At 62.3% G+C, this 25,974-nt stretch carries 26 protein-coding genes; 9 read left to right on the top strand and 17 right to left on the bottom strand.

Annotated features, from left to right (window positions below; genetic code table 11):
• The first annotated feature begins 109 nt into the window (after positions 1-109).
• The 4 genes from ACZYTD_RS13760 to ACZYTD_RS13745 all read left to right on the top strand — a co-directional run bounded on the left by ACZYTD_RS13760 (position 110) and on the right by ACZYTD_RS13745 (position 2,801).
• Positions 110-946 carry an alpha/beta hydrolase gene (locus ACZYTD_RS13760; RefSeq protein ID WP_463892830.1) on the top strand — a complete coding sequence of 279 codons (837 nt, stop codon included), beginning with the start codon at positions 110-112 and terminating at the stop codon, positions 944-946.
• Positions 947-1,055: 109 nt separating this feature from the next.
• Complete coding sequence (locus ACZYTD_RS13755) at positions 1,056-1,535, top strand: magnetosome magnetite crystal formation protein family (RefSeq protein ID WP_463892829.1); 480 nt, start codon at positions 1,056-1,058, stop codon at positions 1,533-1,535.
• 20 nt (positions 1,536-1,555) lie between these two features.
• Entirely contained in the window at positions 1,556-2,068 is a 513-nt protein-coding gene (locus ACZYTD_RS13750) for a hypothetical protein (RefSeq protein ID WP_463892827.1), read from the top strand.
• A 97-nt stretch (positions 2,069-2,165) separates the two neighbouring features.
• Positions 2,166-2,801 carry a LysE family translocator gene (locus ACZYTD_RS13745; protein WP_463892825.1) on the top strand — a complete coding sequence of 212 codons (636 nt, stop codon included), beginning with the start codon at positions 2,166-2,168 and terminating at the stop codon, positions 2,799-2,801.
• A gap of 61 nt (positions 2,802-2,862) precedes the next feature.
• Here the strand turns inward: ACZYTD_RS13745 and ACZYTD_RS13740 are convergent, their stop codons facing one another.
• Entirely contained in the window at positions 2,863-3,834 is a 972-nt protein-coding gene (locus ACZYTD_RS13740) for a LysR family transcriptional regulator (protein WP_463892823.1), read from the bottom strand.
• 160 nt (positions 3,835-3,994) lie between these two features.
• On the opposite strand from ACZYTD_RS13740, the gene ACZYTD_RS13735 reads away from it, so the two are divergent.
• The 5 genes from ACZYTD_RS13735 (at position 3,995) to dgcA (ending at position 8,377) form a co-directional block, all read left to right on the top strand.
• Positions 3,995-4,795 (top strand): ABC transporter substrate-binding protein, encoded by an 801-nt coding sequence (locus ACZYTD_RS13735; protein WP_463892822.1) that lies wholly within the window; start codon positions 3,995-3,997, stop codon positions 4,793-4,795.
• 22 nt (positions 4,796-4,817) lie between these two features.
• The gene (locus ACZYTD_RS13730) at positions 4,818-5,546 is read left to right on the top strand and encodes an ABC transporter permease (protein WP_463892819.1); all 729 of its coding nucleotides are present in this window, start codon (positions 4,818-4,820) and stop codon (positions 5,544-5,546) included.
• Positions 5,543-6,274 carry an ABC transporter permease gene (locus tag ACZYTD_RS13725; RefSeq protein ID WP_463892817.1) on the top strand — a complete coding sequence of 244 codons (732 nt, stop codon included), beginning with the start codon at positions 5,543-5,545 and terminating at the stop codon, positions 6,272-6,274. Before ACZYTD_RS13730 ends, ACZYTD_RS13725 begins: the two co-directional genes overlap by 4 nt.
• 90 nt (positions 6,275-6,364) lie before the next feature.
• Entirely contained in the window at positions 6,365-7,384 is a 1,020-nt protein-coding gene (gene dgcN / locus ACZYTD_RS13720) for an N-acetyltransferase DgcN (protein ID WP_463892816.1), read from the top strand.
• Between the two features lie 3 nt (positions 7,385-7,387).
• Entirely contained in the window at positions 7,388-8,377 is a 990-nt protein-coding gene (gene dgcA, locus ACZYTD_RS13715) for an N-acetyl-D-Glu racemase DgcA (protein WP_463892815.1), read from the top strand.
• Positions 8,378-8,411: 34 nt separating this feature from the next.
• On the opposite strand, the gene ACZYTD_RS13710 is transcribed toward dgcA, so the two are convergent.
• From ACZYTD_RS13710 to ACZYTD_RS13635, 16 genes are all read right to left on the bottom strand, one after another.
• Positions 8,412-9,068: a class I SAM-dependent methyltransferase gene (locus ACZYTD_RS13710; RefSeq protein WP_463892813.1), complete on the bottom strand. Its 657-nt coding sequence runs from the start codon at positions 9,066-9,068 to the stop codon at positions 8,412-8,414.
• Between the two features lie 438 nt (positions 9,069-9,506).
• On the bottom strand, positions 9,507-10,154 hold the full coding sequence (gene nfsB / locus ACZYTD_RS13705; RefSeq protein ID WP_463892812.1) for an oxygen-insensitive NAD(P)H nitroreductase: 648 nt from the start codon (positions 10,152-10,154) through the stop codon (positions 9,507-9,509).
• A 172-nt stretch (positions 10,155-10,326) separates the two neighbouring features.
• Positions 10,327-11,214, bottom strand: coding sequence for a succinate--CoA ligase subunit alpha (gene sucD / locus ACZYTD_RS13700; protein ID WP_463892810.1), 888 nt, complete (start codon positions 11,212-11,214; stop codon positions 10,327-10,329).
• On the bottom strand, positions 11,211-12,380 hold the full coding sequence (gene sucC, locus ACZYTD_RS13695; RefSeq protein ID WP_463892807.1) for an ADP-forming succinate--CoA ligase subunit beta: 1,170 nt from the start codon (positions 12,378-12,380) through the stop codon (positions 11,211-11,213). Before sucC ends, sucD begins: the two co-directional genes overlap by 4 nt.
• Positions 12,381-12,386: 6 nt before the next feature.
• Positions 12,387-13,394 carry a succinylglutamate desuccinylase gene (gene astE, locus ACZYTD_RS13690; protein ID WP_463892805.1) on the bottom strand — a complete coding sequence of 336 codons (1,008 nt, stop codon included), beginning with the start codon at positions 13,392-13,394 and terminating at the stop codon, positions 12,387-12,389.
• A 27-nt stretch (positions 13,395-13,421) separates the two neighbouring features.
• The gene (gene astB, locus ACZYTD_RS13685; RefSeq protein ID WP_463892804.1) at positions 13,422-14,756 is read right to left on the bottom strand and encodes an N-succinylarginine dihydrolase; all 1,335 of its coding nucleotides are present in this window, start codon (positions 14,754-14,756) and stop codon (positions 13,422-13,424) included.
• Complete coding sequence (gene astD, locus ACZYTD_RS13680) at positions 14,756-16,258, bottom strand: succinylglutamate-semialdehyde dehydrogenase (protein ID WP_463892802.1); 1,503 nt, start codon at positions 16,256-16,258, stop codon at positions 14,756-14,758. Before astD ends, astB begins: the two co-directional genes overlap by 1 nt.
• Before the next feature lies 1 nt (position 16,259).
• Positions 16,260-17,285, bottom strand: a complete 1,026-nt coding sequence (astA, locus tag ACZYTD_RS13675) for an arginine N-succinyltransferase (RefSeq protein ID WP_463892801.1) — start codon at positions 17,283-17,285, stop codon at positions 16,260-16,262.
• Positions 17,286-17,342: 57 nt separating this feature from the next.
• Positions 17,343-18,380: an arginine N-succinyltransferase gene (locus ACZYTD_RS13670; protein ID WP_463892800.1), complete on the bottom strand. Its 1,038-nt coding sequence runs from the start codon at positions 18,378-18,380 to the stop codon at positions 17,343-17,345.
• Positions 18,381-18,385: 5 nt separating this feature from the next.
• A complete protein-coding gene (locus tag ACZYTD_RS13665) occupies positions 18,386-19,603 on the bottom strand; it encodes a bifunctional succinylornithine transaminase/acetylornithine transaminase (RefSeq protein ID WP_463892798.1) in 1,218 nt (405 codons plus the stop codon).
• Between the two features lie 100 nt (positions 19,604-19,703).
• A complete protein-coding gene (locus ACZYTD_RS13660) occupies positions 19,704-20,696 on the bottom strand; it encodes a GlxA family transcriptional regulator (RefSeq protein ID WP_463892796.1) in 993 nt (330 codons plus the stop codon).
• A gap of 192 nt (positions 20,697-20,888) precedes the next feature.
• Positions 20,889-21,671 (bottom strand): histidine ABC transporter ATP-binding protein HisP, encoded by a 783-nt coding sequence (gene hisP / locus ACZYTD_RS13655; RefSeq protein WP_463892794.1) that lies wholly within the window; start codon positions 21,669-21,671, stop codon positions 20,889-20,891.
• 18 nt (positions 21,672-21,689) lie between these two features.
• Positions 21,690-22,406, bottom strand: coding sequence for an ABC transporter permease (locus ACZYTD_RS13650; RefSeq protein WP_463892792.1), 717 nt, complete (start codon positions 22,404-22,406; stop codon positions 21,690-21,692).
• Entirely contained in the window at positions 22,403-23,089 is a 687-nt protein-coding gene (locus ACZYTD_RS13645; RefSeq protein ID WP_463892789.1) for an ABC transporter permease, read from the bottom strand. Before ACZYTD_RS13645 ends, ACZYTD_RS13650 begins: the two co-directional genes overlap by 4 nt.
• A gap of 54 nt (positions 23,090-23,143) precedes the next feature.
• On the bottom strand, positions 23,144-23,923 hold the full coding sequence (locus tag ACZYTD_RS13640; RefSeq protein ID WP_463892788.1) for an ABC transporter substrate-binding protein: 780 nt from the start codon (positions 23,921-23,923) through the stop codon (positions 23,144-23,146).
• 863 nt (positions 23,924-24,786) lie between these two features.
• Complete coding sequence (locus ACZYTD_RS13635) at positions 24,787-25,749, bottom strand: LysR family transcriptional regulator (RefSeq protein ID WP_463892786.1); 963 nt, start codon at positions 25,747-25,749, stop codon at positions 24,787-24,789.
• Between the last annotated feature and the right edge of the window lie 225 nt (positions 25,750-25,974).

Here is a 25,974-nt window from a genome sequence, read left to right as displayed (position 1 = left end):
TAGCAAGTTTTGGTTTCCAATCGGGCTTTTCACCCTCGCCTTGCGGCGGCGCAATTTTTACCCCCACACCTGACCCGATGATGCCGACTCACTCGACAAGGAGGTAGTCATGAAGTTCGGCACACCCTGGCTAGTCGCCGCCCTGCTCTCGCTGTTAATTGCCTGTGGCGGCGGCGATAACAGTAGCAGCAGTAGCACCGCAAGCAACACCCCGGTGGTCAGGAGCGAGACCCTGCCCTTCAGCAGCCGCATACTGCAGGACAGTTACCCGCTGACCGTACTGCTGCCCCCGGCTTATACCGAGATGACCCAGGCTCTGCCGGTGATCCTGGTGCTGGATGGGCGCTGGCACCAGGCACGGGTGGCCGATGAGGTCGCCGCCATCGGCACGGCGGCCATAGTGGTCGGCATAGGTAACGATACCCGGCGGGAGCCCGACTTTGTGCCGCCGGATTTCCACGGCACCCTGCCCGGCCTGGGTGATGGCCAGGCCGACCTGTATGTGGCCATGCTGCGGGATGAGGTGCTGCCGTTGCTGGAGCAGCGTTATCGCATCGACCCCAGCCAGCGCTATCTGATGGGCCACTCTCTGGGTGGTTTGCTGGTGGAGTATGCCCTGCTCAACGACAACCCCAATGAGCCTACCTACCGCGGCTATTTCGCCTCGGATGCCTCCAACTTCAACTTCGACTATCTGGATCAGCTGGAGCAACGCTTCTATCAGGAGAGCAGCCGGCTGCCAGTGAAGGTGTTTGTGGGCTCAGCCACCGCAGGGAATAACACCTTGGCGCAGCATGTGGGCCGAGCCATGGAGGATCACCACTACCCCGAGCTGCAGTTAACTATCCGCAGCTATCAGACCGATCACAACGGCATCATGGCCCTGGCCGTACCCGATGCCATGAGCTTCTTCTTCGCCTCCGCCGCCGTGAGTACCACGCCTTGAGCTTGCCCTGAATGGTTCATTTGGCTCAAGATGTCGCCTCACATCCCCCTCTTGCCTCGGCCGGGTTGGCTCCCGGTCACCTAACGGCACTTAACACCAGGAGTTATCTGTGAGTACAGCGGACGAGTTACAAAAATTAGTGGAGTTACACCACTCCGGCGCCCTGAGCGAGAGCGAATTTGCCCAAGCCAAGGCCAAGTTGCTAGGCCATGACCAACCCCAGGCAACCCAGGTGGCGGCTCCGGCCGAGCGGGAGCAGCAGGTGAGGCAGTGGAGCCTGTTTCTGCACCTCTCACAACTGGCAGGCGTGCTGCTGCCCTTGGCCGGACTGATAGCCCCCATAGTGTTGTGGCAGGTGAAGAAGGATGCGTTGCCCGAGCTGGATGCCCACGGCAAGGTGATCGCCAACTGGATCATCAGCGAGCTGATCTACGGCTTTGTGTTCTTCCTGCTCACCTTCGTGCTGATCGGCGTGCCGCTGCTGCTGGTGCTCAGCTTCCTCAGCATCATCTTTCCCGTCATTGGCGCCATCAAGGCCAATAACGGGGAACTATGGCGCTACCCGCTCTCATTAAGCTTTATCAAATGACGCATCAGGAGGCGTCAGCCATGGCAGCCACACGTTGGGCCGAGTTTACCCGGCAGCATGATCTGGAAAACCGGCTCCTGACCTTGACCGAGCAGAGCCTGGCGCTGATTGCTCACGCCTCCTTTGTCGAGCCATTTTCCGCCTTTGCCTTTAACTGCAGCGCCTATTACGGCGACATAGTGTTGAGCCTGGCTACCGACCCCGAGGTGAAGGCCAAGGGGTATTACCCACCGGATTGGCGCTATGAGGTGATAGCGCACCTTGTCCCGGCGGTGGCGGATCTCTGGCAGCGGGAGTATGACCCCATAGCCCGCGCCTATCTCGCCCGCCAGGATGAGAATGATGAGGCGACCTTTGCCGAGTTTGCCGAGGGCTTTCTCGGCACCCTACGCCGCGTCATGGTGCGCCTGGAGCGGCAGCAGGCGTTTGCCTTGCTGCCCACCACACCGGCACTCTGGACCCTGGTCACCGAAGTGGATGCCGATACAGACGAAGAGGAGCGGCTGCTGGATCTCTGCCGTCAGCCGTACTGACTTAACTCCATACTAACCGCATGGTTCTGCTTGCTCCTCGCCTACTTATTTGTTGCACTGGGGTCTCTATCCCGGCGCGGTACGCAAGGAGCCCCCCATGTTCGGCACCCATGACCTCTGGCTATTTATCCTCTCCGGTTTGCTGCTGAATGTGACGCCTGGGCCGGATAACCTCTTCATCGCCGCCCGCAGCCTGAGCCAGGGGTGGCGCGCTGGCATGGTGGCCAGCCTGGGTGTTTGCACTGGCGTATTCGGCCATGTGCTGGCGGCGGCGCTGGGGCTGGCCGCCCTGCTGGCGACCTCGGCCACCGCCTTCCTGGTGGTGAAGCTGGTGGGGGCGGTTTACCTGCTGTGGCTGGGAGTGGGCCTGCTGCGCCAAGGCGGCCAGCAGAGTGCGCAGCCGCTCCTGCTGCCGCCCCAAAGCCTGAGCCAGCTATTTCGCCAGGGGCTGCTCACCAACCTGCTCAACCCCAAGGTCGCCCTCTTCTTCCTGGCCTTCGTTCCCCAGTTCATCGGGCATGATGCCGAGAGCAAGACCCTGGCCTTCCTCTACCTGGGCATCATCTTCGATCTCAACTCCCTGCTCTGGTGTGCCCTGCTGGCCTGGGTGAGTGCCCGGACCGGCGCCCGCCTGCGCCGCAGTCAACGCTTCAGCCACTGGCTCAACCGGGGCGTCGGTAGCCTCTTCGTGCTGCTGGGCATCCGCCTGGCGCTGGTCGAGCAGGGCAGTTGAGTCAGCCCACCTGGGGCATAGTCAAGATCGCCTCCGGGGCAGAGAGAGCCACCACAAGCGGTTATGGTGTTTGTGGCTGAAAATAGCGCTGATAGCGCGCCGTCTCGGCATGACGGCACAGGGTCTGCAGGAACAAGGTTTCGGCCTGGCTCAACGGCTGATGGCTGTGGGTAACCAGATAGATATCGACTGTGGGTAGCGCCTCATAGGGGGGCAGTTGCCACAGCTCACCGCTCCGCACGAAGGGGGCCGCCCCATACACAGTCAGCACACCGAAGCCCACGCCAGCCAGGATCAAGCGTCGCACCTCTTCATCATTGGGTGAGACCGCAATCAGGTTGCCCCAGAGCGCATGCTCGCGACGCAGGGTGCTGATGGCATGCAAGCCCTGCGCGGGCTGTTCACTCTCGAAGGAGACGTAGGAGAGCCCCTGCAGATGAGCCAGCGTCAACTCATCCTGCCCGTACAACGGATGCTGGCGGCCGCAGTAGAACGCCATCTGTTCATGACCCAGCAGCTGAAACTCGAGCCCAGGCAGGGATTTTTGCATGGTGCAGATCCCCAGGCGCAGACTACCGTTGGCCACGGCGCTGATAATCTCCTCACTGGGCAGCACACTCAGGTTGTACGTCACCTTGGGATAGAGCTGGTGAAATTCATTCAGGGTCTGATCAAAGGGGGGCAGGTGCACATGGCTGGCCACCGCAATCGCCAATTCGCCGCTCACCTGCTGATCATCCTTGGCAAAGTTCTCTGCCAGTTTACGCACAATGCGGCACATGGCGGCGGCATCCTCATAGACCCGACGCCCCTGATAGGTGAGGGCAAACGCCCCCTTGCGCCGCAACAACAGCCGGGCCCCCAGATGCTCTTCCAACCGCTTGAGACCATTGCTAACGCTGGGCTGGCTCAAGGAGAGCTTACTTGCGGCCGCTGTGATGCCGCCCTCCTCCACTATGGTGATAAACAGGTAAAGCAGATTCCAGTCCAGATTGCGTAGCAGACGCTCGCTGGGTCTTTGCCCTTGTTCCATACCACTCTCCTTGTCCTGAACAGCACGCCATAGCCACAGGCTATGTATCCCATATTAATAATTCATTTGATAAATATCATGCCATTTTCAACACTGGTCTCCACCCGGGAGCATGATGTTGATCCCGCCGACTCCAGCTCACGACGCAAAGGAAGACCCCATGTCCAAAGGAACAGCTCGTCTCGGAACCTTGTTGCTTGCCACCCTGCTAAGCGCCTCCGTCAGCACGGCCCTGCAGGCCAAGGAGTGGAAGAGCATTCGCATCGGCACCGAAGGGGCTTACCCACCCTTCAATTTCATGTCGCCCAGTGGCGAGGTACAGGGCTTCGATATCGAAGTCGGCAAGGCGTTGTGCCAACAGATGCAAGCCAAGTGCACGACCGTCACCCAGGATTGGGATGGCATAATCCCGGCGCTGAAGGCGGGCAAGTATGATCTGATCCTCGCCTCCATGTTCATCACCGAAGAGCGAAAAAAGCAGGTGGCGTTCACCGATCCCTATTACAAGGCCGCCATGAGCTTCGCCGTGCCGGCCGACTCAAACCTTCATGACTTCACGCCCAAGGCGCTGGAAGGCAAGGTCATAGGCGCCCAGGCCGGCACCACCCAGGGGGACTACCTGACCCAACACTATCCCAAGTCGGATGTGCGCCTCTATCCCACCCAGGAGGCGGTGAATCTGGATATGGCCTCGGGCCGGCTGGATCTGCAACTAGGTGATGCCATCCCGCTGCTGATGTGGACCAAGAGCACAGACGATGGCAAGTGCTGTCAATTGGCCGGAGAGATGATCACCGATCCCAAGTTTGTCGGCGAAGGCGTCGGCATAGCGGTGCGTCAGGAGGATCAGGATCTGCGCGAGCAACTGAACCAGGCGCTGGCGGCCATCATTGCCAACGGTACCTACCAGAAGATCAACAACCAGTACTTTCCCATCAATATCTACACCCTGAAGCAATGACGTCGAGACGAGGAAGCAGATGATGGCTTGGTGGCAATATCTCAGTTGGGGCGCGACAGGATGGGGGGATGAGCTGGCTTCCGGCCTGCTGGTCACCCTCAGCCTGGCGCTGACCACCCTGCCCGTGGGTCTGGCCCTGGGTCTGCTCACCACGGCCCTGCTGCTGCGGGGCGGGATCTGGCGCTGGCTGGGACTCGGTTATACCACCCTCATTCGCGGCACCCCCGAGCTGTTGACGCTGTTTGTGGTCTACAACGGCGCCGCCCTGCTGCTCAACCGGCTGTTCCATCACAGTGGCGATGCCAGCTTCATCGGGCTGAGCCCCTTTCTGGCGGGCGTGATCTCCCTGGCTCTGGTGCTGGGAGCCTTCGCCGCCGAGGTACTACGAGGCGCGTTTCAGGCCCTGGAGAAGGGGCCGCGCGAGGCGGGTCTGGCCTTGGGGTTACGCCGCTGGCAGGTGTTCCTGCTCATCGAGTTCCGCCCCATGCTGCAACTGGCTCTGCCCGGGTTGGGCAACCTGTGGCTGAACCTGGTCAAGGACACAGCCCTGGTCTCGGTCATCGCCCTCAATGATCTGATGCGTGAAACCTCGGTCGCCGTGGGAGCCACCCGCAAGCCGTTCTTTTTCTTCCTGCTGGTCTGCCTCCTCTACTGGCTGATCTGTCTTTGCTCGGAGTGGGGAATTGCCCGCCTGGAGCAAGCCTGCCGTTGGGGCCAGCCAGCGGCACCCGGTAAAGGAGGCATGCAATGATGGACTCCCCATGGACGGATCTGCTCCGTTACGGCAGCCAACTGGCCGCGGGGGCTGGGCTGACCCTGCAACTGACCCTGTCGGCGGCCCTGATCGCCGCACTGCTGGCACTGCCGCTGGCCATAGTGCTCTACCGCCAGACGCCGGGGCTGTACCCGATCGTCCGCGCCTATGTCTCCTTCTTCCGCGGGACACCACTGCTGGGCCAGCTGTTCCTCATCTATTACGGGGCCGGCCAGTTCCGGCCCGAGCTGCAAAGTCTCGGGCTGTGGGGGCTGTTCCGGGAGCCCTTCTGGTGTGCTCTGCTCGCCTTCAGCCTCAACTCCAGTGCCTATCAGGCCGCCATACTGCGGGGCGGGCTGCAGGCGGTGCGTCAGGGAGAGGTCGAGGCGGCTCTGGCCTACGGTTTCTCCCGAGGGCAACTCTACCGCCTGGTATTGCTGCCCAACGCCTATCGCATCGCCTTTCCGGCGCTGGGCAACGAACTGATACTACTGCTCAAGGGGGGGGCCGTGGCCAGTATCGTCACTCTGCTGGATCTGATGGGCCAGACCCGGCGCCTGTTCGCCCAGACCTTTGATTTCACCGTCTACTGCTATGCCGCGTTGGCCTATCTGCTGATCACCAGCACTCTGGTCTGGCTCTGGCATCTGCTGGAGAAACGACTCACCCGCCACCTGCAACCGGCGGCCTCAACCCCAGCAGCCGCTATGGCGACGCTCGCCTGAACCCGGCTGTCTGCGGACAGCCACACCACCACTCTGACTGCGACCCCGTGCCGTATGGGGAGAGTCATGCTCGAAAAACAAGGAGTTACCATGGAATTGATCGATTTGACCCCGCCCTACCTGCTGTTTATCGGTGATGCCCAGGATCTGCTGATGGCCAAGACCGCCAAGGGCGTCGCCCACTGGCGGCGGGAGAAATGCCTGGCCCAGCTGCGCTACCCCGGCATCGAGGTGGATCTGGGTCTGCCGGATATGGATGTCTCCACCGCCGTGGCGGCCGGCGCCAAGACGCTGGTGATCGGTCTGGCCCCCTTCGGTGCCACCCTGCCCCAAAGCTGGATCGATACCTGCGTCGAGGCGCTGGATCACGGCATGGATGTGGCCAGCGGCCTGCATATTCGCCTGCAGGGCATCCCGGCCATAGTCGCCGCCGCCGAACGCAACCAGCGCCGGATCCTGGATGTCCGCACCCCACCCTCCACCCTGCCGTGCGGCACCGGCCTGCCCCGGACGGGCAAACGCCTGCTCACCGTCGGCACCGACTGCTGTGTGGGCAAGATGTTTACCGCACTGGCGATCCAGGCCGAGATGGCTCGCCGCCAGATCCCGGCCACCTTCCGCCCCACAGGGCAGACCGGCATACTGATCGAAGGTTATGGCATCTCGGTGGATGCGGTGGTCGCCGACTTCATCTCTGGCGCCGTCGAGGTGCTGGCCCCCGCCAACGCCGCCGACCACTGGGACATCATAGAGGGTCAGGGCTCCCTGTTTCATCCGGCCTATGCCGGTGTCAGTCTGGGTCTGCTCCATGGCGCACAGGCCGATGTGCTGGTGGTTTGTCACGAAGCGGGACGCACCCAGCTTGATGGCATGGAGGGCTACCCCATCCAACCCATGGAGCAGGTGATCGCCACCAATCTGGCCATGGCTCGCCTGACCAATCCCAAGGCCCGTCTGGGCGGTATTGCCCTCAACACCTCGCGCCTGAGTGCCGATGCCGCCACCCGGGTGATGGCCGACTATGCGGAACAACTCCAGGTGCCGGTGATCGATCCGGTGCGCACCGGGGTGCAGAGTCTGGTCGATGCCATCCTGGCTGGCGAGGCATAACCCATGCGCCAGTTGACGATCCGCATCGAACAGTGGCCGCTGCATGAGCCTTTTATCATCTCGCGGCTGCCTCCCTTTCTGCAGGCCGATGTGGTGGTGGTCGAGATCAGCGAACAGGGGGTCACCGGGCGCGGCGAATGCGAGCGCTCGGACATCTACGAGGCCGACGCCCCGCCTATCCTACCCCAGCTGGAATCGGTCAGAACCGCCATTGAACAGGGCGCCAGCCAGGCGGATCTGCTAACCCTGTTGCCCCCCGGCTGTGCCCGCAATGCCCTGGACTGCGCGCTGTGGGATCTGCAATCCCGGCTGCAGCAGCGCCCGGTCTGGCAACTGTTGGGGCAGCCGACGGCCCCTGGGCCTGTGACCAGCGTGTTTACCCTCTCCCTGCGCAGCCCGCAGCAGATGGGCGAAGCGGCGCGCCAGCAGGCGTGGCGACCACTGCTGAAGCTCAAGTTGGGACAAGCCGAGGGGGATCTGGAGCGGGTCGCCGCGGTGCGCGCCAACGCACCGGACAGCCGGCTCGTCGTCGATGCCAACACCGGCTGGAGCCGGGAGCAGTTGTCTGCCTACCTGCCCCACCTCAAGGCACTGGGGGTCGAGCTGATCGAGCAGCCCTTCCCGGTCGGCGCCGACCATTGGCTGGAAGGCATAGCGCGGCTGGTGCCCATAGCGGCGGACGAATCCTGCCTGACCCGGGACTCCCTGCCGCAGTTGGTCGGTCGCTACGATGTGGTCAACATCAAACTGGACAAGAGTGGCGGCCTCACCGAAGCCGTGGCGCTGGCTGATGCCGCCCGCGCCATCGGGTTCGAGATCATGGTCGGCTGCAATATCGGCACCTCGCTGGCCATGGCCCCGGCACTGCTGCTGGCCCAGCAAGCCCGCTTCGTCGATCTGGATGGCCCGCTGCTGCTGAGCCGCGACCATGAGAATGGCCTGCGCTACGAGGGCAACACCCTATTCCCCGCCGAAACTGGATTGTGGGGCTAACCGAGCGGGAGCCCAGGCTCCCGCTCCGCTCGCCTCAATGTTGCCGCTGATAACGCAAGATCTGCCCTTTAAAGGGTGGCGTTAAATAGTCGGTATGCTCGGGCTTGTGTTGACGGTGGGAGTAGCCCAGGGTGACCATTTTCTTGCTGAAACAGGCGTGATGCCCCCGGCCCGGATCGACCAGAATCACCTGGCAGTGGGGGGCGGCATGTTGTTCGATGAAGCCGGACAAGATATTCACATGGGAGCGTTCATACAGCAGATCGCTGCCGATGATCAGGTCGAACGCGCCTAATTCGCTCGCCTCATCTTCCCAACCAGTACGGACGAAGGGAATATGCGCGCCACGATTCAAGATCACATTTTCCCGCAGGAAATTGCCGGCCTCAGGGTGATAATCGGTCGCGGTAATATTGGCGAGCCTGTGATTGAGTACCAGGCTGGCGAGGGCTATGCCACACCCCACCTCTAGAATACGCAACCCGTCAATCTCATGCTCGACCATCAGATGGGCCAGCACACTCCCGGAAGCCCAGAGTATGCCAAACAGCGGCCAGGTGGCCGACGAGATACCCAGTTTCAGGGCAATATCATCGACATCCGCATATTGCTGGTTGTCGCGCAGGGTGCGCAGATGAATATCGGTATTACCAAACTCCAGGGTCTGGTAGCGAACGCGGAGCGGATTCATAGAGAGCCTGTGGCCGTGATGCGCAGCATTCAGAGGTGAACACCTGCAGGGCCGCCACTCTACCCTGATGGCCCCCATTAACCTAAATTTCATTGGCCGCACTAGGGCGCAACGGGTGACCGCAGCTCAGTAGGTCCGATTAGCGCAGCATAATCGGCCGCATGGTTTTTCATCCCCCCAGCTACCGAGCGTGCCTTGTGCTACTACGCTGGCGCTAAGCACCTACACGGGGCTGGCGGGTGGACGATAAGCCGACCGTGGGCGGCAGGGATGCCGCCTTCGAGCTACAGGGAGGTATTTATGGCGTGTCGGCGTTCGGGCAGGCGCCAGAGGCCGGTCTAGGCGGGACGAGACAGTAAAACAGAGGTCAGAATAGAGAGCCAACGGGACACTCACCCCATTCTGGCGGTGGGTGTCCCATTGTGAATCGTGAACCGCCTAGAGCCGGGTAAACAGCTGCTCGGCGGGGAGGCGGGACTTGGTGAGGCTGGCGTTAAAGTCCTGCTCGCTGCGATAGCCTATGCTGGCGACCACCACGCTCTTGAGGCCCTGCTCGGTCAGGCCGAAGGCGGCATCCAACTGCTCGGGGAAGAAGCCTTCGATGGGGGTGGCGTCGAGCCCCAGGGTGGCGGCACCCATCAGCAAAAAGCCCAGAGAGATATAGGCCTGACGGGCCATCCACGCCTGCTGCTGCTGGGGTGAGCTGCTGTTGAGACCCACATAGTAGCGCCGCGCCCCATCGGCCCCCTTCTTGGCCTCCTCATTGCCGCCGAAGCGGCCATCCCGCTCCTCCTGAGCCAGCAGGGCCTGCAGGTGGGCCTCATCCAGTTCAGTCTGGGTGGCGATCACCACGGTCAGCGCGGCCTGACGCACCTTCTCCCGGTTGTGTTCGGTCAGGGTCGGGATCAGCTTATCCTTGCCTGCCTCCGAGGTGACGAGGAAGAAGTGCCAGGGCTGGGAGTTGACCGAGGAGGGGCTAAACCGCAGTATTTCCTGCAGTTGTTGCAGCTGCTCTTCGGTTAACGGGCGCTGGGCATCATAGGCTTTGCAGGTGTGGCGGCTGCGCACCAGTTCAGCAATATTCATCAAGCTGCTCCTTAGATAGGTTGAGAGGTCGAGGAAAAAATCGGAGTCCCATGGCGGCCATACTACACCGGATGAGCGCCAGGATAAGGGCCGTTTTGCACCAAACTCTGCTGCTCAAGCCGCAATAATCGGCGGCGCACTGGCTCCCTCGTTCACAACCCAGCTCCATGCCTCAACCGCGCGCCAACGGCCAGCCGGTTGCCTCACTCAGCCCTCGGGCGATATCGGCCAACGAACGCACACAGTTCACCCCGGCCGCCTCCAGGGCCGCCACCTTGTCGGCGGCGGTACCCTTGCCACCAGCGATAATGGCGCCGGCGTGGCCCATGCGCTTGCCCGCCGGAGCCGTCATGCCAGCTATGTAAGCCACCACCGGCTTGTGGACATGGGCGCGGATATACGCGGCGGCCTCCTCTTCGGCGCTGCCACCTATCTCGCCGATCAGCACTATCGCCTCGGTCTGGGGATCCGCCTCGAACAGCGCCAGTATCTCGATGAAGTTACTGCCCGGGATCGGATCCCCGCCAATGCCGACGCAGGTGGACTGGCCGAAGCCGACATCCGTGGTCTGCTTCACCGCCTCATAGGTGAGGGTGCCGGAGCGCGAGACTATCCCCACCCGACCGGGCTGATGAATGGCGCCCGGCATGATACCCAGCTTGCTCTGGCCCGGGGTGATGACACCGGGGCAGTTGGGGCCAATCATGCGGACGCCGCTCTGCTGCAACCGGCACTTCACCTGCAGCATATCCAGGGTCGGTATCCCCTCTGTGATGCAGACGATGAGCTCAATCCCGGCGTCTATGGCCTCGAGCATGGCATCCTTACAGAAGGGCGCCGGCACATAGATCATCGAGGCCGTGGCGCCGGTGGCCTTGACCGCCTCCCGCACCGTATTGAAGACCGGCAGCCCCAGATGACGGCTGCCCCCCTTGCCCGGCGAGGTGCCACCCACCAGCCGGGTGCCATAGGCTAATGCCTGCTCGCAGTGCAAGCTGCCCTGGGAGCCGGTGAAGCCCTGGCAGATGACCCGGGTCTGTTTGTCGATCAGAATGCTCATGCTTGCTCCTTGGCTGCCGCCACGGCCAGTGTCGCCGCCTCGCTCAGGGAGCGGGCCGCCAGAATATTGAGGCCGCTGTGGGCCAGGGCGTGGCGTCCGACCTCGGCCTGGTTGCCCTCCAGCCGCACCACCACAGGCAGGGTGATCCCCACCTCGGCCACCGCCGCCATGACCCCCTCAGCAATGAGATCGCAGCGCACGATACCGCCGAAGATATTGACCAGCACCACCTTGACCTGGGGGTCGGCCAGGATCAGCTTGAAGGCCGCCGCCACCCGCTCCTGGGTGGCGCCACCGCCCACATCCAGGAAGTTGGCCGGACGCCCGCCCTGCAGCTGGATCATATCCATGGTGCCCATGGCCAGCCCGGCGCCGTTGACCATGCAGCCAATCTCCCCCTCCAGTGCCACATAGTTGAGATCCCACTGCCGGGCTTCCAGCTCGCGGGCCTCCTGTTGCGCGCCATCCTGCATCGACAGCAGCAGCGGCTGGCGATAGAGGGCGTTGTCATCCACGGTGAACTTGGCATCCAGACAGAGCAGGTGACCATCGCTGGTGATGACCAGTGGATTGATCTCCAGCAGCGAGAGGTCGTACTGCACAAACAGCTCGCACAGGGTCATGAAGAGGCTCTGGAACTGCTTGAGCTGGTTGGCAGTGAGCCCCAGCTTGAAGCCAATGGCCCGCACCTGATAGGGCTGAGGACCACAGAGGGGATCCAGCTCCAGGCGGCAGATCTGCTCGGGTTTCTCGGCCGCCAGCGTCTCGATATCCATGCCCCCGGCGGCGGAGGCGATCACCACTACCCGACCCGCGGCGCGATCCAGCACCAGAGCTAAGTAGAGCTCGCGACTGATGAGGCTGCAGCGCTCGATGAGCAGGGTATCCACCGGCTGCCCCTCGGCCGAGGTCTGGTGGGTCACCAGTCGCCCACCCAGCCACTGGTCGGCAAAGGCCTGCAACTCGGCCAGGGAGCGCACCAGCTTGACGCCGCCCGCCTTGCCCCGCCCGCCGGCGTGGATCTGACACTTGGCCACCCAGCAGTCGCCGCCCAAGCGGGCCGCCACGGCAGCCAGCTCCTGGCGGCGATGACAGGGCAAGCCGTTGGGCACGGGCACCCCATGCTTGGCCAGCAACTGCTTGGCCTGATACTCATGTAAATTCATTGTTGGCTATTCCAATAGAGCAGTGAAAGGCTGCGGTACCAGCATCAGGCCGGCCCGCAGGCCGGGGCGCACCCCGGCATTGGGAAACAGCAAAAACTCCTCGGCCGCCTCGACCCGATAGCGGGTGTCGCCATCCTCGGCCAGCAGGCAGCCCTGGGCGAAGGGAGTGAAATTAAGCACCTGCTCGTCAAACGCCAACCGAAAATCGGCGCTCAGTTTGCGCAGCTCCTGGCTGACTCGGAACACCTGGATCTCGCCCCCGGCGTTGGCGACATCCGCAGGCGAGTCGCCACTGAGCTGAGCCGCCAGCGCCGCCGCGACCCCGGCAAACTGGCTGAGATCGTTGCAGCCGAAGGGGCGCGCCTTGCCCAGCTCCAGGGTGCAACTGGCGGCGGCAAACCGCTCGCTGCTGTAGTGGCTGAAGGTGCCGCTGGGCCGGTTGTGCTGCACCAGAGCCGAGATCCCCGCTTGGGGCAGCCAGGCCAGCAGCTCCGCCGAGTAGGGGCGAGCCTGGCTCGGCAACAGGGCGAAACGCGGATGCCGGGAGCCGCGAATGGCGGTGTGCAGATCATAGTGAAAGCGCGGCCGCTCCGGGGCTTGGGGCCAGAACGCCTGCAAGGCCGACTCCAGCTCGCGGGCCCGAACTGCCTCCACCGAATCCTCACTCCCGAGCGCCAGTTGCGGGTAACGCCCCCCGAACAGGCGGTTCAGATCCCGCTGCTGATAGCGGCAGCCCGCCGCCATGGCCACCGGATTGCCGAGGATCAGCAGCAAGCGCACCGCCAGCGTCTGGCGACCGGCCAGCAAGGCGTCGAGCAGGCTCATCAACAGCTCCACCGGAGCTGTCTCGTCGCCATGAATGGCCGCCGACAGCACCAGATCACTGCGCGGAATTTGCAGGGGCCGCAACTCCAGCAGGCCGTGGCCATGCCACTGCCAACTCAGCTGGGCCGTGCGCCCCTGTCGCTGCAGCGGCGTCTGCCGCTCCAGGGTCAACTGCAGAAACTGCTTCATCTGGCCTCCTGAGGCGGGAAACATAACTTAACGCTGGAACGGATAGATGGCACCCAGCCCCAGCAGGCGGGTCAGCTCATCCAGCGCCTGCCGGTTCTCGATCAGCAGTTGCGGATCGGCCAGATCGGCTTCGCTCAGACGATCCCGGTAGTGGCGTTCCACCCAGCCATTGAGGGTCTGGAACAGGGTATCGTTCATCAATACCCCGGGGGCAATCGCCGCCCGTTCCGCCTCATTCAGCACCACCCGCAGCCGCAGGCAGGCCGGACCGCCGCCGTTGCGCATGCTCTCGCGCAGATCAAACACCTTCACCTCGTCGATGGGGCCGCCGCTGGCCGTCAACGAGCCGAGGTAGCTCCAGACCCCGGCATGCTGGCGCGACTCTTCCGGCACCACCAGCACCATGCGGCCATCGGGCTTGCTCAGCAGCTGGCTGTTGAACAGGTAGGTGGCGACCGCATCGGCCACCGACACCGCCGCGCTCGGCACCTCCAGCGAGATGAAATCGCGCTCTTGCCGGGCCAGCTTGCGGCGGATCTCGTCCAGCCCCTGGGCCTGATGGAGAAACGCCTGCTGGTGATGGAACAGTACGTTGCGATTGCTCACCGCAATCACGTCGTTATGAAACACCCCCTGATCGATCACCTCCGGGTCCTGCTGCAGCAAGACGCAGCGCTCGGGGTCCAGCTGGTGCAGGCGCATCACAGCCTCGCAGGCTTCCCGGTTCTGCCGCGCCGGATAGCGTTGGGGGGCCACGCCACCCTGCTCGCTGCGGCCATAGACAAACACCTCGACCCCGGCCTCGCCATACTCACCGCAGAGCCGATTGTGGTTGGCCGCCCCCTCGTCACCGAACATGGCCACCTGCGGCAGCGGATCATGATGGGCAAAGTGGTCGCCGCGGAAGATGGCCCGCAGCATGGCGCCGGTCGTTTCCGCCTCGCTGGCGCGATGGAACTTGTTGTTCAGGTTGGCCACGGTGAAATGGACCCGACCATCGGCGGTATCGCTGGAGGGCGACACGGTCGCCGCGTTAGCGGTCCACATGGCCGAGGCGGAGCTGACGGCGCAGAGCAGACGTGGCGCTTCCCGCGCCGCGCGGGCCAGCACCTGACTGTCGCTGCCGCTGAAGCCCAACTGGCGCAGCAACTCCAGCTGCGGGCGCTCATGGGGCGGCAACACCGCCTGCTGGAACCCCAGATCCGCCAACTGCTTCATCTTCAGCAGCCCCTGCTGGGCTGCCAGTTTCGGGTTGGCCACCGCCTGCTGGTTACGGGTAGAGGCCACGTTGCCGAAGGAGAGCCCGGCGTAGTGGTGGGTCAGCCCCACCAGACCATCGAAATTGAGTTCATAGGCAGACATTAGCCAGCTCCTTGCGCCGTGGCGCTCACATCAGGAAACGACACCCCGGCGGGCAGGGTGGCCGGTAGGGTGATGGAATCAGCCTCCATCGAAGCCATGGGCCAGGCACAGTAGTCGGCGGCATAGTAGGCGCTGGCCCTGTGGTTGCCGGAGGCCCCTATGCCACCGAAGGGGGCGCTGCTGGCGGCGCCGGTCAGCGGCTTGTTCCAGTTGACTATCCCGGCGCGGGCCTCCAGCAACAACCGCTCATAGTCGGCCCGCTCCGGCGAGATAAGCCCCACCGCCAGCCCGAACCGGGTCTGGTTGGCCAGCTCCAGCGCCTCGTCAAAGGCGTCGTAGCGCACCACACAGAGCAGCGGGCCGAAGTACTCCTCATCCGGCAGTTGCAGCACGGCACTCAGATCCAGAATACCGGGGCGCAGCAGGGCCCCCCGCTCACCGATCCGGGTCAGCGGCAACAGGGGCTGGGCCCCGCGCGCCAGCAACTGCTGCTGGGCGGCCAGCAGGGCATGCATGGCCTGGGTCGAAATCACAGGCCCCATAAACACCGCCGGGTCAGCATCCCAGCGCCCGACCGTCAGCGCGGCGGTGACCGCCACCAGCCGCGCCAGGAAGGCATCCCCGGCCGCCCCGCGCTTGACCAGCAGGCGGCGCGCACAGGTGCAGCGCTGCCCGGCGGAGATGAAGGCCGACTGTATGGTCAGCAGCACGGCGGCATCCAGATCGGCATACCCTTCGACTATCAGCGCATTGTTGCCGCCCATCTCCAGCGCCAATATTTTCTCCGGTTGCCCGGCCAACTGCCGGTGCAACTGATAGCCGGTGCCGGCGCTGCCGGTAAACAGCAGGCCGTCGATGCCGGGGTGGGCACTCAGCGCCATGCCTGTGGTGGGGCCCCCCTGCACCAGATTGAGCACCCCGGCCGGCAGCCCGGCCGCCAGCCAGAGCTTCACCGTCTCTTCGGCGGTCCAGGGGGTCAGCTCGCTGGGTTTGAACACCACGCAGTTGCCGGCCAGCAGGGCCGGTACTATATGGCCGTTGGGTAGATGCCCTGGGAAGTTGTAGGGGCCGAACACCGCCAGCACGCCATGGGGTCTATGCCGCAACACCGCCTCGCCATCGGCCAGGGGCGTGCTGCGCTCGCCAGTGCGCTCCTGATAGGCCTGCAGCGAGATGGCCACCTTGTTGATCATGGTTTGCACCTCGGTCAGCGCCTCCCAGCCCGGCTTGCCGGTCTCCCGGGAGATGACCTGAGCCAGCGCACGCTTGTGCTCGCTCAGCAACTCGGCAAAGCGCTCCAGCACCGCCTGCCGCTCGGCCAGAGGGCGTCGCGCCCAGGCCGGGAAGGCGGCGCGGGCCGACTCCACCGCCAGCGCCACATCGCTGGCACTGGCAGCATTGGAGTGCCAAAGTAGGCTCTCATCCACAGGGTCAAACTTGCTGAAACTGGAGCCCAGGCCGTGGTGCCAGGAGCCGTCGATCAGAACAGAGGGGTGCAACATGTTATTTCTCCTCGGCAAACAGGGGGACGACCCGGACCGTATCATCCGGGGTGACATTCAGGGCGGCCGCGACCTCGGCCGAGAGCAGCACGGCGTGGTCGCTCAGGGTCACCTGGGCCAACAGGCTACGGAACTGGCTGAAGCGGTCGTTGGCCAGCAGATAGAGGGGGCCCTCGCTGGCCGGGGTGCCGATGCGCACCGGCAGCACCCGGCTGTCACGCACGGCGCGGATCTCGCTGACATAGGACTCCAGGGTCGGGCCGCCATCGAAAATATCCACGTACCCCTCATAGCGCAGCCCTTCGCTCTCCAGAATGGCGCGGGCCGGCGCCGTCTGCGGGTGAACCTGGCCAATCACGGCCCGGGTCTCGGGGGTGAGAAAATCCACATAGAGCGGATGCTTGGGCATCAGCTCGGCGATAAAGGATTTCTGGCCTATGCCGGTCAGGTAGTCGGCCTCGGAGAAGTCGATGGCAAAGAAGTGGCGACCCAGCCCCTCCCAGAAGGGGGAACGCCCCTCGCCATTCGAGTAGCCGCGCATCTCGGCGATCACCTTGTCGGCGAAACGCTCGCGGAAGGCGGCCATGAAGAGGAAGCGACACTTGGAGAGCAGCTGCCCGTTCTTGCTGTGGCGGTAATCGGGATCCAGAAACAGGGTGCAGAGCTCGCTGTAGCCGGTATGGTCATTGCTCAGAAACAGGGTGGGCATCTGGCTGTAGACACTCAGCTCTTTGGAGGCATGAACCAGGGTGCCGACCCGGTAGTTGTACCAGGGTTCGGCTAACCCCACGGCCGCCTCCAGGCCACTGATCCCCACCACTTGCTGCTGTTGGGTATCCTCCAGCACGAAGAGGTAGCCCTGATCCGCCAGGGGAGCACTCTCTTGCCAACTGGCGAGCATCCGCTCGATGCGGGCCAACAGGCGCTCTTCATTGAGGGGCAGCGAGGTGACGCCGACCCCGGTTTTGGCCGCCAGTTGGGTGATCGCGGCCAGATCATCGCGTCGCACCGGACGAATGAGCATCATGGTATCTATCCTTGTCTACAAAAATGGGAAGGCGTGGAGCGGGAACCCGATGGCGAGCTACTGCTCCGGCAGCGGCAACCAGCGCACGGCATCCCCCACCCGGACGCCAAGCTGCTGGGCCTGCTCCGGACTCAGCACCAGCTGCTGCTGCGGGTCGACCAGCGGCGCCACCAGGGCGCGGAAGTTTTCCAGCTGCTCGTTAATCAAGAGGTAGGGTTGTTGGTCGGCGGCAGGCGCCAGCCGGGGTGGCTCCAGTGCCGCCAGCGGAGTAACCCGGCTCTGCTGCCAGCTCTGTAGCAGGGTGCGCCGGGCGGTAATGACAGGGCCGGCATCGAAGATTTCGATGTAGTCATCGGCCTCGAAGCCTTGCGCCACCAATAGCTCGAACTGCAGCCCAGCATCAGGATGGACTTGCCCCATCACCGCCTGGGCCTCCTCCGCCAACAGGGAGACATAGAGCGGATGGTGGGGCATCAGTTCGGCGATAAAGGTCTTGTTGCGAGTACCGTGGTAGTACTCCACCTGGTTGTAATCGATCCCGAAAAACTTGCGCCCCACCTGCTCCCAGAAGGGGGAATGCCCCTGGTCATCCACCACCCCTGGCAGCACGGCGACCAGATCGGGGGAGAAGCGGGCGGGGTGCTGGGCGATGAACAACAGACGCCCCAGCGAGAGCAATTGTGGCCAATAGCCCTGCCGCCACTCGGGAGCCAGGTAGAAGGAGCAGAGCTGGCTGTGGTCGGTCAGATCATGGGCCAGGGTCAGGGCATGGAGGCGATTGTGTACCTTCAGCGCCCGGGAGGAGTGGATCACCACATCGTTGCGATAGGCGTAGAAGGGCTCCCGATAACCGGCCTGAGCTATGATGGCGGCCGTACCCAACAGTTGCCCGCTCTGGCTCTCCTCCAGCACGAAGAAGTAGCTCTCCTCCCCCGGCGACTCCACCTCGGCCCGCAACGAGGCCAGCGAGTGACGGATCTTCTGTCGCAGATGATCGTGGTTGACCGGCAGGGTACAGACCATGGGGCCACTGGCCTCGGCCAGTTGCTCTATCTGCGCCAGATCGGCGAGCTGGGCCGGTCGCATCACTAACATGGTCGTTATCCCTGCACCAGACGAGCCGCGGCGGTCGCGAAGCGCTGGAGCCCCTCGCTCACATCGGCGTGGGGAATGATGAGCGACGGCGCGAAGCGCACCACATCCGGCCCGGCGATGAGCGCCAGCAGACCCGCATCGGCGGCGTAGTTGGTGAGCCTCTTGGCCTGTCCGGCATAGGCAGGTGCCAGGGCACAGCCGATGAGCAGGCCACGGCCGCGGATCTCACTGAAGAGCGGGAACTGGGCGTTGATCTGCGTCAACCCCTCGAGGAACCAGCCATGGCGCTCGCTCACGCCAGCCAGCACTGAGGGGGTATTGATGATCGACAAACAGGTATCGGCCACGGCGCTGGCCAAGGGGTTGCCGCCATAGGTGGTGCCATGGCTGCCCACCGACAACGCCGCAGCATGGCGGTTGGTGGTCAGCAGGGCCCCTATGGGGAAGCCACCACCCAGCGCCTTGGCGCTGGTGAGCAGATCCGGGGTCACGCCATATTCCATATAGGCATAGAGGGCACCGGTTCGACCCACGCCGGTCTGCACCTCGTCGAAGATCAGCAGCGCATCCTGCTCATCGCACAGTTCGCGCAACCCCTGCAGGAAGGCGGGATCCGCCGGCACCACGCCCCCCTCGCCCTGGATGGGCTCGACGATCACGGCACAGGTGCGCGGACCAATCGCGGCGCGGGCCGCGGCCAGATCGTTGTAAGGAACATGACGTATCCCCGCCGGCAGCGGGGCAAAATCCTTGGCGTATTTGGGCTGCCCCCCGGCACTGACGGTAAACAGGGTGCGGCCATGGAAGGCGTTGTCGAAGGCCACTATCTCGCACTTCTCGGCACCCGCCTTGTCGTGGGCATATTTGCGCGCCAGCTTCAGCGCCGCCTCGTTGGCCTCGGCACCCGAGTTGCAGAAGAAGACCTTGTCGGCAAAGGTGGCCTCCACCAACTGCCGCGCCAGACGCAGCACAGGCTCATTGGTGTAGCCATTGCCCAGATGCCACAACTGGTGGGACTGCTGCTGCAGGGTGCGGCAGAGCTCGGGGTGGGCGTGACCCAGGGCGTTGACCGCTATGCCGCCGGCAAAGTCGATGTAATCCCGCCCCTCTTGATCCCACAAGCGGGAGCCTTCACCGCGCACCGGAATAAACGGGGCCGGGGCAAACATGGGAATAAAGTACTCATCAAACGCTTGGCGGGAAACAGTAGCAGGGTTGGACATGACGACCTCGACATAAGGCGAACGGGATTAACAGGATTCTAACTACCGCAAGCCAAGGGAAATTATATAAACGCGACCAGCTTTTATATTTTCAGGGTTTTTAATCGCCCCCGCTCTGCGATTTCATTTTTCTATTGCGCTCATCTCTGGGGGTTAAATTAAAATAGCTCTTGTAGGCACTGGAAAAGTGGGGGCCACTTGAGAAACCACAACCCAGGCCAATTTGAATAATCGATTTATTGCTGCTCAATAACAGCTGCTGGGCACGTTTGAGGCGCAATTCCAGATAGTAACGCGCCGGCATACTGCCCAGATAACGCTTGAACAACCGCTCCAGATGACGCCGCGACAGATTGACTCGCTTGGCTATCTCCTCGGTAGCCAGAGGCTCCTCGGTATGGGCCTCCATCAGCTGGATGGCCTGCATCAATCTGGGTTGGCTCTCGCCCCCCAGATTCTGCAGTGGCAGCCGCTGCCGCTCGCTGGGCAGACGGATACGCTCCAGACAGAGCCACTCCGCCACCTGGGCCGCCAGCTCGTCATCATCATATTTTTCAATAAGATGAAGCATGAAATCCAGCGTGGCCGCCTGACCGGCGCAACTGGCGCGCACCCCTTGCAGATCGCAGAGCTGCTGGCTCACCGGCTGCTGCGGAAACTGTTCGCGAAACAGCGCCACCCCCTGCCAGTGCAGGGTAACCGCCTGCTCCTGCAACAAGCCCGCATCCGCCAGCCAATAGCCCCCCAGCTGGACACCCACCAAGCGGGCCGAACTGTGGCTGGCCAGGCGCTGCAGAAATTTGCGGCTGCGCAGGCTTATTTTTTCAACCGGCAACTGTTCGCTGACAATAAATAACAGATCCAGCTCGGGTGTCTCATCTATGGAACAGTCTATGCCCCATGTGATCCGCGAAGAAAGGGTTAATGGCTGAGCCGAGTCGGCGATGTAAATAAATTTATATCGTTCATAACCCAAGAGAGCATTGGCCTGTTCCAGGGGGGAGGAAATAGCCCCCAAGGTCAGAACCGAACAGGGTGGAATAATATAGACCCCGACATAAATAGTCGCTTCGGGGTCTGTGATATAGGGCATGATGATGGCTCGATAACTAATTTAATTCAGGGGTTAGCCTCTCTCTTATACACATCAATGGACGTTAGATGAGATAAATACCGAAAGATGCGGCGAACGGCCCTCCCCTTGAAAAAAGGGGAGGGAGCCTCTGCCTTCCTGCACCTCTCATCAACGAGAGGGGAGTTGTGTATAAATGTTCGGCTCACGCGCTTATTTCAGGGCCCCGGATAAAAATTGCTGCAAGCGCTCACTCTTGGGGTTGGTAAATAACTCATTCGGATGCCCCTCCTCCTCGATCACCCCCTGATGCAGGAAGATGACATGGTTGGAGACATGGCGGGCAAAACCCATCTCGTGGGTCACCACCACCATGGTTTTCCCCTCTTCGGCCAACTGCTGCATGATGCGCAACACCTCGCCCACCAGCTCGGGATCCAGCGCCGAAGTGGGTTCATCGAACAGCAACACCTCCGGCTCCATGGCCAGGGCCCGGGCAATGGAGACCCGTTGCTGTTGGCCGCCGGAGAGATGGGCCGGGTACTTGGCCCGGGCCCGCTCATCTATCCCCACCTTCTCCAGATAACGGATCGCCCTATCGTGGGCCTCTTCCCGACTCACCCCCAGCACATGCAGGGGGGCGGCCATGACGTTATCCAGCACCGTCATGTGGTTCCAGAGATTGAAGTGCTGGAACACCATGGTCAGCTTGGTGCGCAACAGCTGCAGCTGCTTGTGGTCAAACACCTTCAGTTGCTCATCCAGATCCCGCACCATGCGGATCTCTTTACCGTTGATGTAGATGGAGCCCTCGCTGGGCTTCTCCAGAAAGTTCAGGCAGCGCAAAAAGGTGCTCTTGCCCGAGCCGGAGGAGCCAATGATGCTGATCACATCCCCGGCTTTGGCGCGCAGCGACACCCCCTTGATCACCTGGTGACTGCCGTACTGTTTGTGCAGCTCTTTCACCGCCAGCTTGTAATCCTGCATGTTCTGCATAGCATCGTTTCCGTGACATCAGTGATGAGTAATGGGTTTGAGGTGCACCAGCCAACGCTGCTCCGCCAGCCGGAACAGCGCTACCAGTCCGAAGGAGATCGTCAGATAGATGAGCGCCGCCAATCCGAAGGAGTAGAAGGGCTGATAGGTGGCAGCATTGGCATCCCGCGCCACCTTGAGGATATCTGGCACTGTGGCCGTGAACGCCAGCGAGGTGGCATGCAGCATCAGGATCACCTCGTTGCTGTAGGCCGGTAGCGCCCGACGCAGTGCTGCCGGCAATATGATGTGGCGGTAGAGGCGCCAGCCGCTAAAACCGTAGGCTCGGGCCGCTTCGACCTCACCGTGGGTCAGATCGCGAATGGCGCCGGCGAAGATCTCCAGGGTATAGGCGCAGGTATTCAGGGTCAGCGCCAGCAGGGTGCAGAGATAGCCACTGCGGAAGAACCAGTTGAGGAAGTCCACCTCCCGTACCCAGCTCAGGGAGTAGACGCCGGAATAGAAGACCAGCAACTGCACATAGAGCGGCGTGCCGCGAAACAGGTAGGAGAAGCCCCACACCGGCAGCCAGCACACCTTGCGCCGGGAGACCCGCGCCACCGCCAGCGGCAGGGCCAGGAAAAAACCAGCGATGACAGAGATGACCAGCAGCCAGAGGGTGACCGCGACGCCGGTGAAGTGGTAGCCGTCGCTCCAGAGGAAGGCCTTGCCGTACTGTTGGAGTATTTCCGTCATAGTTGCGCCTCCCGCACACCGGCCCCATAACGCCGGGAGAGCCAGTAGAACACCAGGTTGGAGAGGGTGGTGAAGAGCAGGTAGATGGCGGCAGCCACCAGGGTGAAGAGGAAAAAGTGAAAGGTGCCCTTACCGGCGTTCTGGGTCGCCTTCACCACGTCGGCGAGGCCAATGATGGAGACCAGCGCCGTGGCCTTGAGGGTCACCAGCCAGTTATTGGCAATGCCCGGCAGGGCAAAGCGCATCATCTGCGGGAATATGATGATATGGAAAATCTGCCACTGGCTGAAGCCGTAGGCGTTACCCGCTTCGGCCTGCCCCTTGGGGATAGCCATAAAGGCGCCGCGGAAGGTTTCGGCAAAGTAGGCGCCATAGATGAAACCTATGGTCAGCACACCGGCGGCAAAGGGGTCGATATCCAGTTGGGGTAGCCCCAGAAACTCGGTGATCTGGTTCACGGCGATCTGCAGACCGAAGAAGATCAGCAGCATCAGTACCAGGTCGGGAATACCCCGCACCAGCGTGGTGTAGAGTTGCGCCAACCCCACCAAGCCGCGTCGCCCCGACATCTTGGCACAGGCGCCCAGCAACCCCAGCAGCACAGAGACCATCACCGCCAGCAGCGCCAGCTGCAAGGTGACCAGGGCCCCCTGCCACACCACCTTCTCATATCCATATAACATAGCGACTTCCCTCTGCGTCACGCCACGGGCTGGCCAGCGGCCAGCCCGTTACCCTCATTTACCGTAGATATCGAAGTCGAAATACTTGCTGGCAATCTTCTGGTAGCTGCCATCCTTGAGCATGGCGGCCAGCGCCTGGTTCAGCTTGGCCTTCAGGGCGTCATCCCCCTTGCGCAGGCCGACACCCGCCCCGACGCCAAAGTACTTGGCATCCGCCACCTCTGGGCCACTGAAGGCATAACCGGCGCCCTGGGGCTGCTTGAGGAAGCCCTCATTGGCGGCGACCGCATCCTGAAACGCCGCATCCAGCCGACCGGAAGCCAGATCGGCATAGACCAGATCCTGACTCTGATAGACCACCACCTCGACGCCCTTCGGCTGCCACAGCTCCTTGGCATAGGTCTCCGCCGTGGTGCCCTGGAACACCCCCACCCGCTTGCCTTGCAAGGCAGCCGCTTCCGGCGCCAGAGATGCGCCCTTGGCAGAAATCAACCGGGCCGGAGTGCCGTAGAGCTTGTCGGTAAAATCGATCTCTTTTTGGCGCTGCGCAGTGATGGACATGGAGGAGAGGATGGCATCGATCTTCTTGGCCTTGAGGGCGGGGATCAGCCCATCGAAGTCATTCTCCACCCAGCGGCACTTGGCCTGGATGCGCTGGCACAGCTCGTTGCCCAGATCGATATCGAAACCGGCCAGCGTGCCATCGGCCTTCTTCATCTCGAAGGGGGCATAACCCGGCTCTACCCCCAGGCGGAGTTCCTGAGGCTCGGCGGCGCTGAGGGTGCCGCTGACGGCGACAGAGAGCAGGCAGAGTGTCTTTAACAGAGTACGCATGGTTATATTCCCTGAAGAAGTTGAAAGTGGTTGCAGCTCAAACCAATAGAGCAGGATGTATGCCATAGCCGGTAAATAGGCTGCATGCCAAAGCCATCGGGAATTAATCATTGAATAACTATCGGGCCACTAATGAATATAAACGCACAAACAGGCTAATTACTCCTGAGGCCATTCATATTAGGTTCACTATTCACCGCCACCCACAAACGGGCTAATTTCACCCACAAGCCTCATGCTGGCTCAGGCGGCGCTAATTACGATCACCATAAAAGTGCAAACCACAGGCGGGCGGCTTCAGCTGTTTTTGCCATCAACTCGGCAATGGAGCAGATAAAAACTCACAGATCATGGATATAAATGCATAAATAGCCATTATGGCCCTATTATCCACTCACGCATGAGGCGCTGCCGGAAGATAAGACTCAATAGAAGCATAAAGCACAGGAAAAACGCCCCAGCATGGGGCGCAGCAGAAACACCAAAATTACGCCGAGAAATACAATCAAATTTACGACCTGTTTATATAGTTTTACGCCCGACGGCTTAATTAAATCGCCAGAAAAGCCTACCGCTGATTTAATTAAAGCCCACTCACCCCGCGTAATAGACTCGGATGAGTGTTTTTAAAATCGCCGTCGGATTTTAAACCCAGGCTAGTTAATAACCGGCCAAACGAAACCAATGGCGCCGACGCTGCGACACAACGCCCATCCCCTTGATGCCAGGGCAGGAAGGCAGAGGCTCCCTCCATTTTTCAAGGGGAGGGCATGGGGAGGGATTAACGGCGTGTCGGCGTAAGGTGGCCCCGATGCCGCATGAGCACCAACACTTAACGGGGAGAGGGGCGGTCAGGAGAGCCCTTAACTCTCGACCAGGGCACAGAGTGGCTGATGCGGGACCGGCGCCACAAAGGCCTCGCCTACCTGCTGGCCGAAGTCCTGCACTATTTGGCTCGCCATGGCCACTATCTCCTGGCAAAACTCCAGGCCTGAACCCAGACGCCAGGAGGCCACCAGCGACAGGCTGGAGAGGCCATGGTGGGAGCCATCCCCCACCTGCAGCTGAGTCAGCTTGCCCTGCTGCAACTGCTCCCGCACCAGTACAGGCGGTATGGCCCCGACGCCGAAGCCATCCTCGATCAGCCGCCCCATGGCGGCGAAGGAGTTCACACAGTTGACCCGGGGTGCCACTATGCCGTTCAGATGCAGCAGGCTGAGAATGTCCTGATGGGGGCGGGAATGGGCGCCGAAGGTGATGAGCCGCTCCCGGGCCAACTCGGCCAGGGAGCCGTAATGGCGATCCAGGGGCGAGCCGGTCGCCACAATCCAGCCTATGGGGTAGCGGGCCAGCTCCAGGTTCTCCACCGCCTCCAGCCGCAGCAGATCGGTCTGGAAGACGATATCCAGATAGCCCTTCTGCAACTGATGCGTGAGGCTGCGGGCGCTATCCGAGGTGAGCTCCAGCTCCAGATGGGGAAAGCGGGCGGAAATCGCCGCCACCAGCGCCGTCAGCCAGGTGTAGACCACGGAATCTATGACGCCGATACGGATCTTGCCCTTCCCCTGCCGGGCCGCCCCCACCGCCTGCAGCAGACCATGACTCTGGCTGACCAGCCGCTCGGCATGCTCCCGCACCAGCTCACCATCCGGGGTCAGGGTCACCCCCTTGCTGTCGCGGACAAAGAGCCGCACCCCCAGCTCCTCCTCCAGCACCGCAATCCGGTGCGAGACTGTGGCCTGGGTCAGAAACAGCCGCTCGGCGGCCAAGCGAAAACTCTTCAATCTGGCGACCCACAGAAAGGTCTCCAGGACTCGAACCTGCATATCTATGCTCCCAACAACCTATGGCTTCCAACGCGACATAGCGTCGCTCTAATTCGGCACTCCATGGTTATTGCAGCTTACAGGCCAAGATCCCCTCCGCGCAGAGCATGGCTCCAGCGAACCGCCCCCCGGGGCTCAGGGGTACGCCTGGGTGAACGAAATCTTCTATCACAGGCCATGCAAATTACTCGTTAGACAGCCAGGGAGCCCGGCTCAATAATCGCC

This window comes from Pseudaeromonas sp. HNCC25DJ180, assembly GCF_055413345.1.
The sequence above is the reverse complement of the archived record's forward strand: the minus strand, read 5'-3'. Positions and strand labels throughout refer to the sequence as shown.

Excerpts from the sequence above, each read along its gene's own strand:
- astE (WP_463892805.1), bottom strand. The coding sequence starts at position 13,394 with ATGAAGCAGTTTCTGCAGTTGACCCTGGAGCGGCAGACGCCGCTGCAG.
- ACZYTD_RS13740 (WP_463892823.1), bottom strand. The coding sequence starts at position 3,834 with ATGGAACAAGGGCAAAGACCCAGCGAGCGTCTGCTACGCAATCTGGAC.
- ACZYTD_RS13635 (WP_463892786.1), bottom strand. The coding sequence starts at position 25,749 with ATGCAGGTTCGAGTCCTGGAGACCTTTCTGTGGGTCGCCAGATTGAAG.
- ACZYTD_RS13735 (WP_463892822.1), top strand. The coding sequence starts at position 3,995 with ATGTCCAAAGGAACAGCTCGTCTCGGAACCTTGTTGCTTGCCACCCTG.
- hisP (WP_463892794.1), bottom strand. The coding sequence starts at position 21,671 with ATGCAGAACATGCAGGATTACAAGCTGGCGGTGAAAGAGCTGCACAAA.
- astA (WP_463892801.1), bottom strand. The coding sequence starts at position 17,285 with ATGATGCTCATTCGTCCGGTGCGACGCGATGATCTGGCCGCGATCACC.
- ACZYTD_RS13725 (WP_463892817.1), top strand. The coding sequence starts at position 5,543 with ATGATGGACTCCCCATGGACGGATCTGCTCCGTTACGGCAGCCAACTG.
- nfsB (WP_463892812.1), bottom strand. The coding sequence starts at position 10,154 with ATGAATATTGCTGAACTGGTGCGCAGCCGCCACACCTGCAAAGCCTAT.
- ACZYTD_RS13640 (WP_463892788.1), bottom strand. The coding sequence starts at position 23,923 with ATGCGTACTCTGTTAAAGACACTCTGCCTGCTCTCTGTCGCCGTCAGC.
- ACZYTD_RS13645 (WP_463892789.1), bottom strand. The coding sequence starts at position 23,089 with ATGTTATATGGATATGAGAAGGTGGTGTGGCAGGGGGCCCTGGTCACC.
- dgcN (WP_463892816.1), top strand. The coding sequence starts at position 6,365 with ATGGAATTGATCGATTTGACCCCGCCCTACCTGCTGTTTATCGGTGAT.
- astD (WP_463892802.1), bottom strand. The coding sequence starts at position 16,258 with ATGTTGCACCCCTCTGTTCTGATCGACGGCTCCTGGCACCACGGCCTG.
- ACZYTD_RS13665 (WP_463892798.1), bottom strand. The coding sequence starts at position 19,603 with ATGTCCAACCCTGCTACTGTTTCCCGCCAAGCGTTTGATGAGTACTTT.
- ACZYTD_RS13750 (WP_463892827.1), top strand. The coding sequence starts at position 1,556 with ATGGCAGCCACACGTTGGGCCGAGTTTACCCGGCAGCATGATCTGGAA.
- sucD (WP_463892810.1), bottom strand. The coding sequence starts at position 11,214 with ATGAGCATTCTGATCGACAAACAGACCCGGGTCATCTGCCAGGGCTTC.
- ACZYTD_RS13710 (WP_463892813.1), bottom strand. The coding sequence starts at position 9,068 with ATGAATCCGCTCCGCGTTCGCTACCAGACCCTGGAGTTTGGTAATACC.
- ACZYTD_RS13660 (WP_463892796.1), bottom strand. The coding sequence starts at position 20,696 with ATGCCCTATATCACAGACCCCGAAGCGACTATTTATGTCGGGGTCTAT.
- astB (WP_463892804.1), bottom strand. The coding sequence starts at position 14,756 with ATGTCTGCCTATGAACTCAATTTCGATGGTCTGGTGGGGCTGACCCAC.
- ACZYTD_RS13745 (WP_463892825.1), top strand. The coding sequence starts at position 2,166 with ATGTTCGGCACCCATGACCTCTGGCTATTTATCCTCTCCGGTTTGCTG.
- dgcA (WP_463892815.1), top strand. The coding sequence starts at position 7,388 with ATGCGCCAGTTGACGATCCGCATCGAACAGTGGCCGCTGCATGAGCCT.
- sucC (WP_463892807.1), bottom strand. The coding sequence starts at position 12,380 with ATGAATTTACATGAGTATCAGGCCAAGCAGTTGCTGGCCAAGCATGGG.
- ACZYTD_RS13650 (WP_463892792.1), bottom strand. The coding sequence starts at position 22,406 with ATGACGGAAATACTCCAACAGTACGGCAAGGCCTTCCTCTGGAGCGAC.
- ACZYTD_RS13670 (WP_463892800.1), bottom strand. The coding sequence starts at position 18,380 with ATGTTAGTGATGCGACCGGCCCAGCTCGCCGATCTGGCGCAGATAGAG.
- ACZYTD_RS13730 (WP_463892819.1), top strand. The coding sequence starts at position 4,818 with ATGGCTTGGTGGCAATATCTCAGTTGGGGCGCGACAGGATGGGGGGAT.
- ACZYTD_RS13760 (WP_463892830.1), top strand. The coding sequence starts at position 110 with ATGAAGTTCGGCACACCCTGGCTAGTCGCCGCCCTGCTCTCGCTGTTA.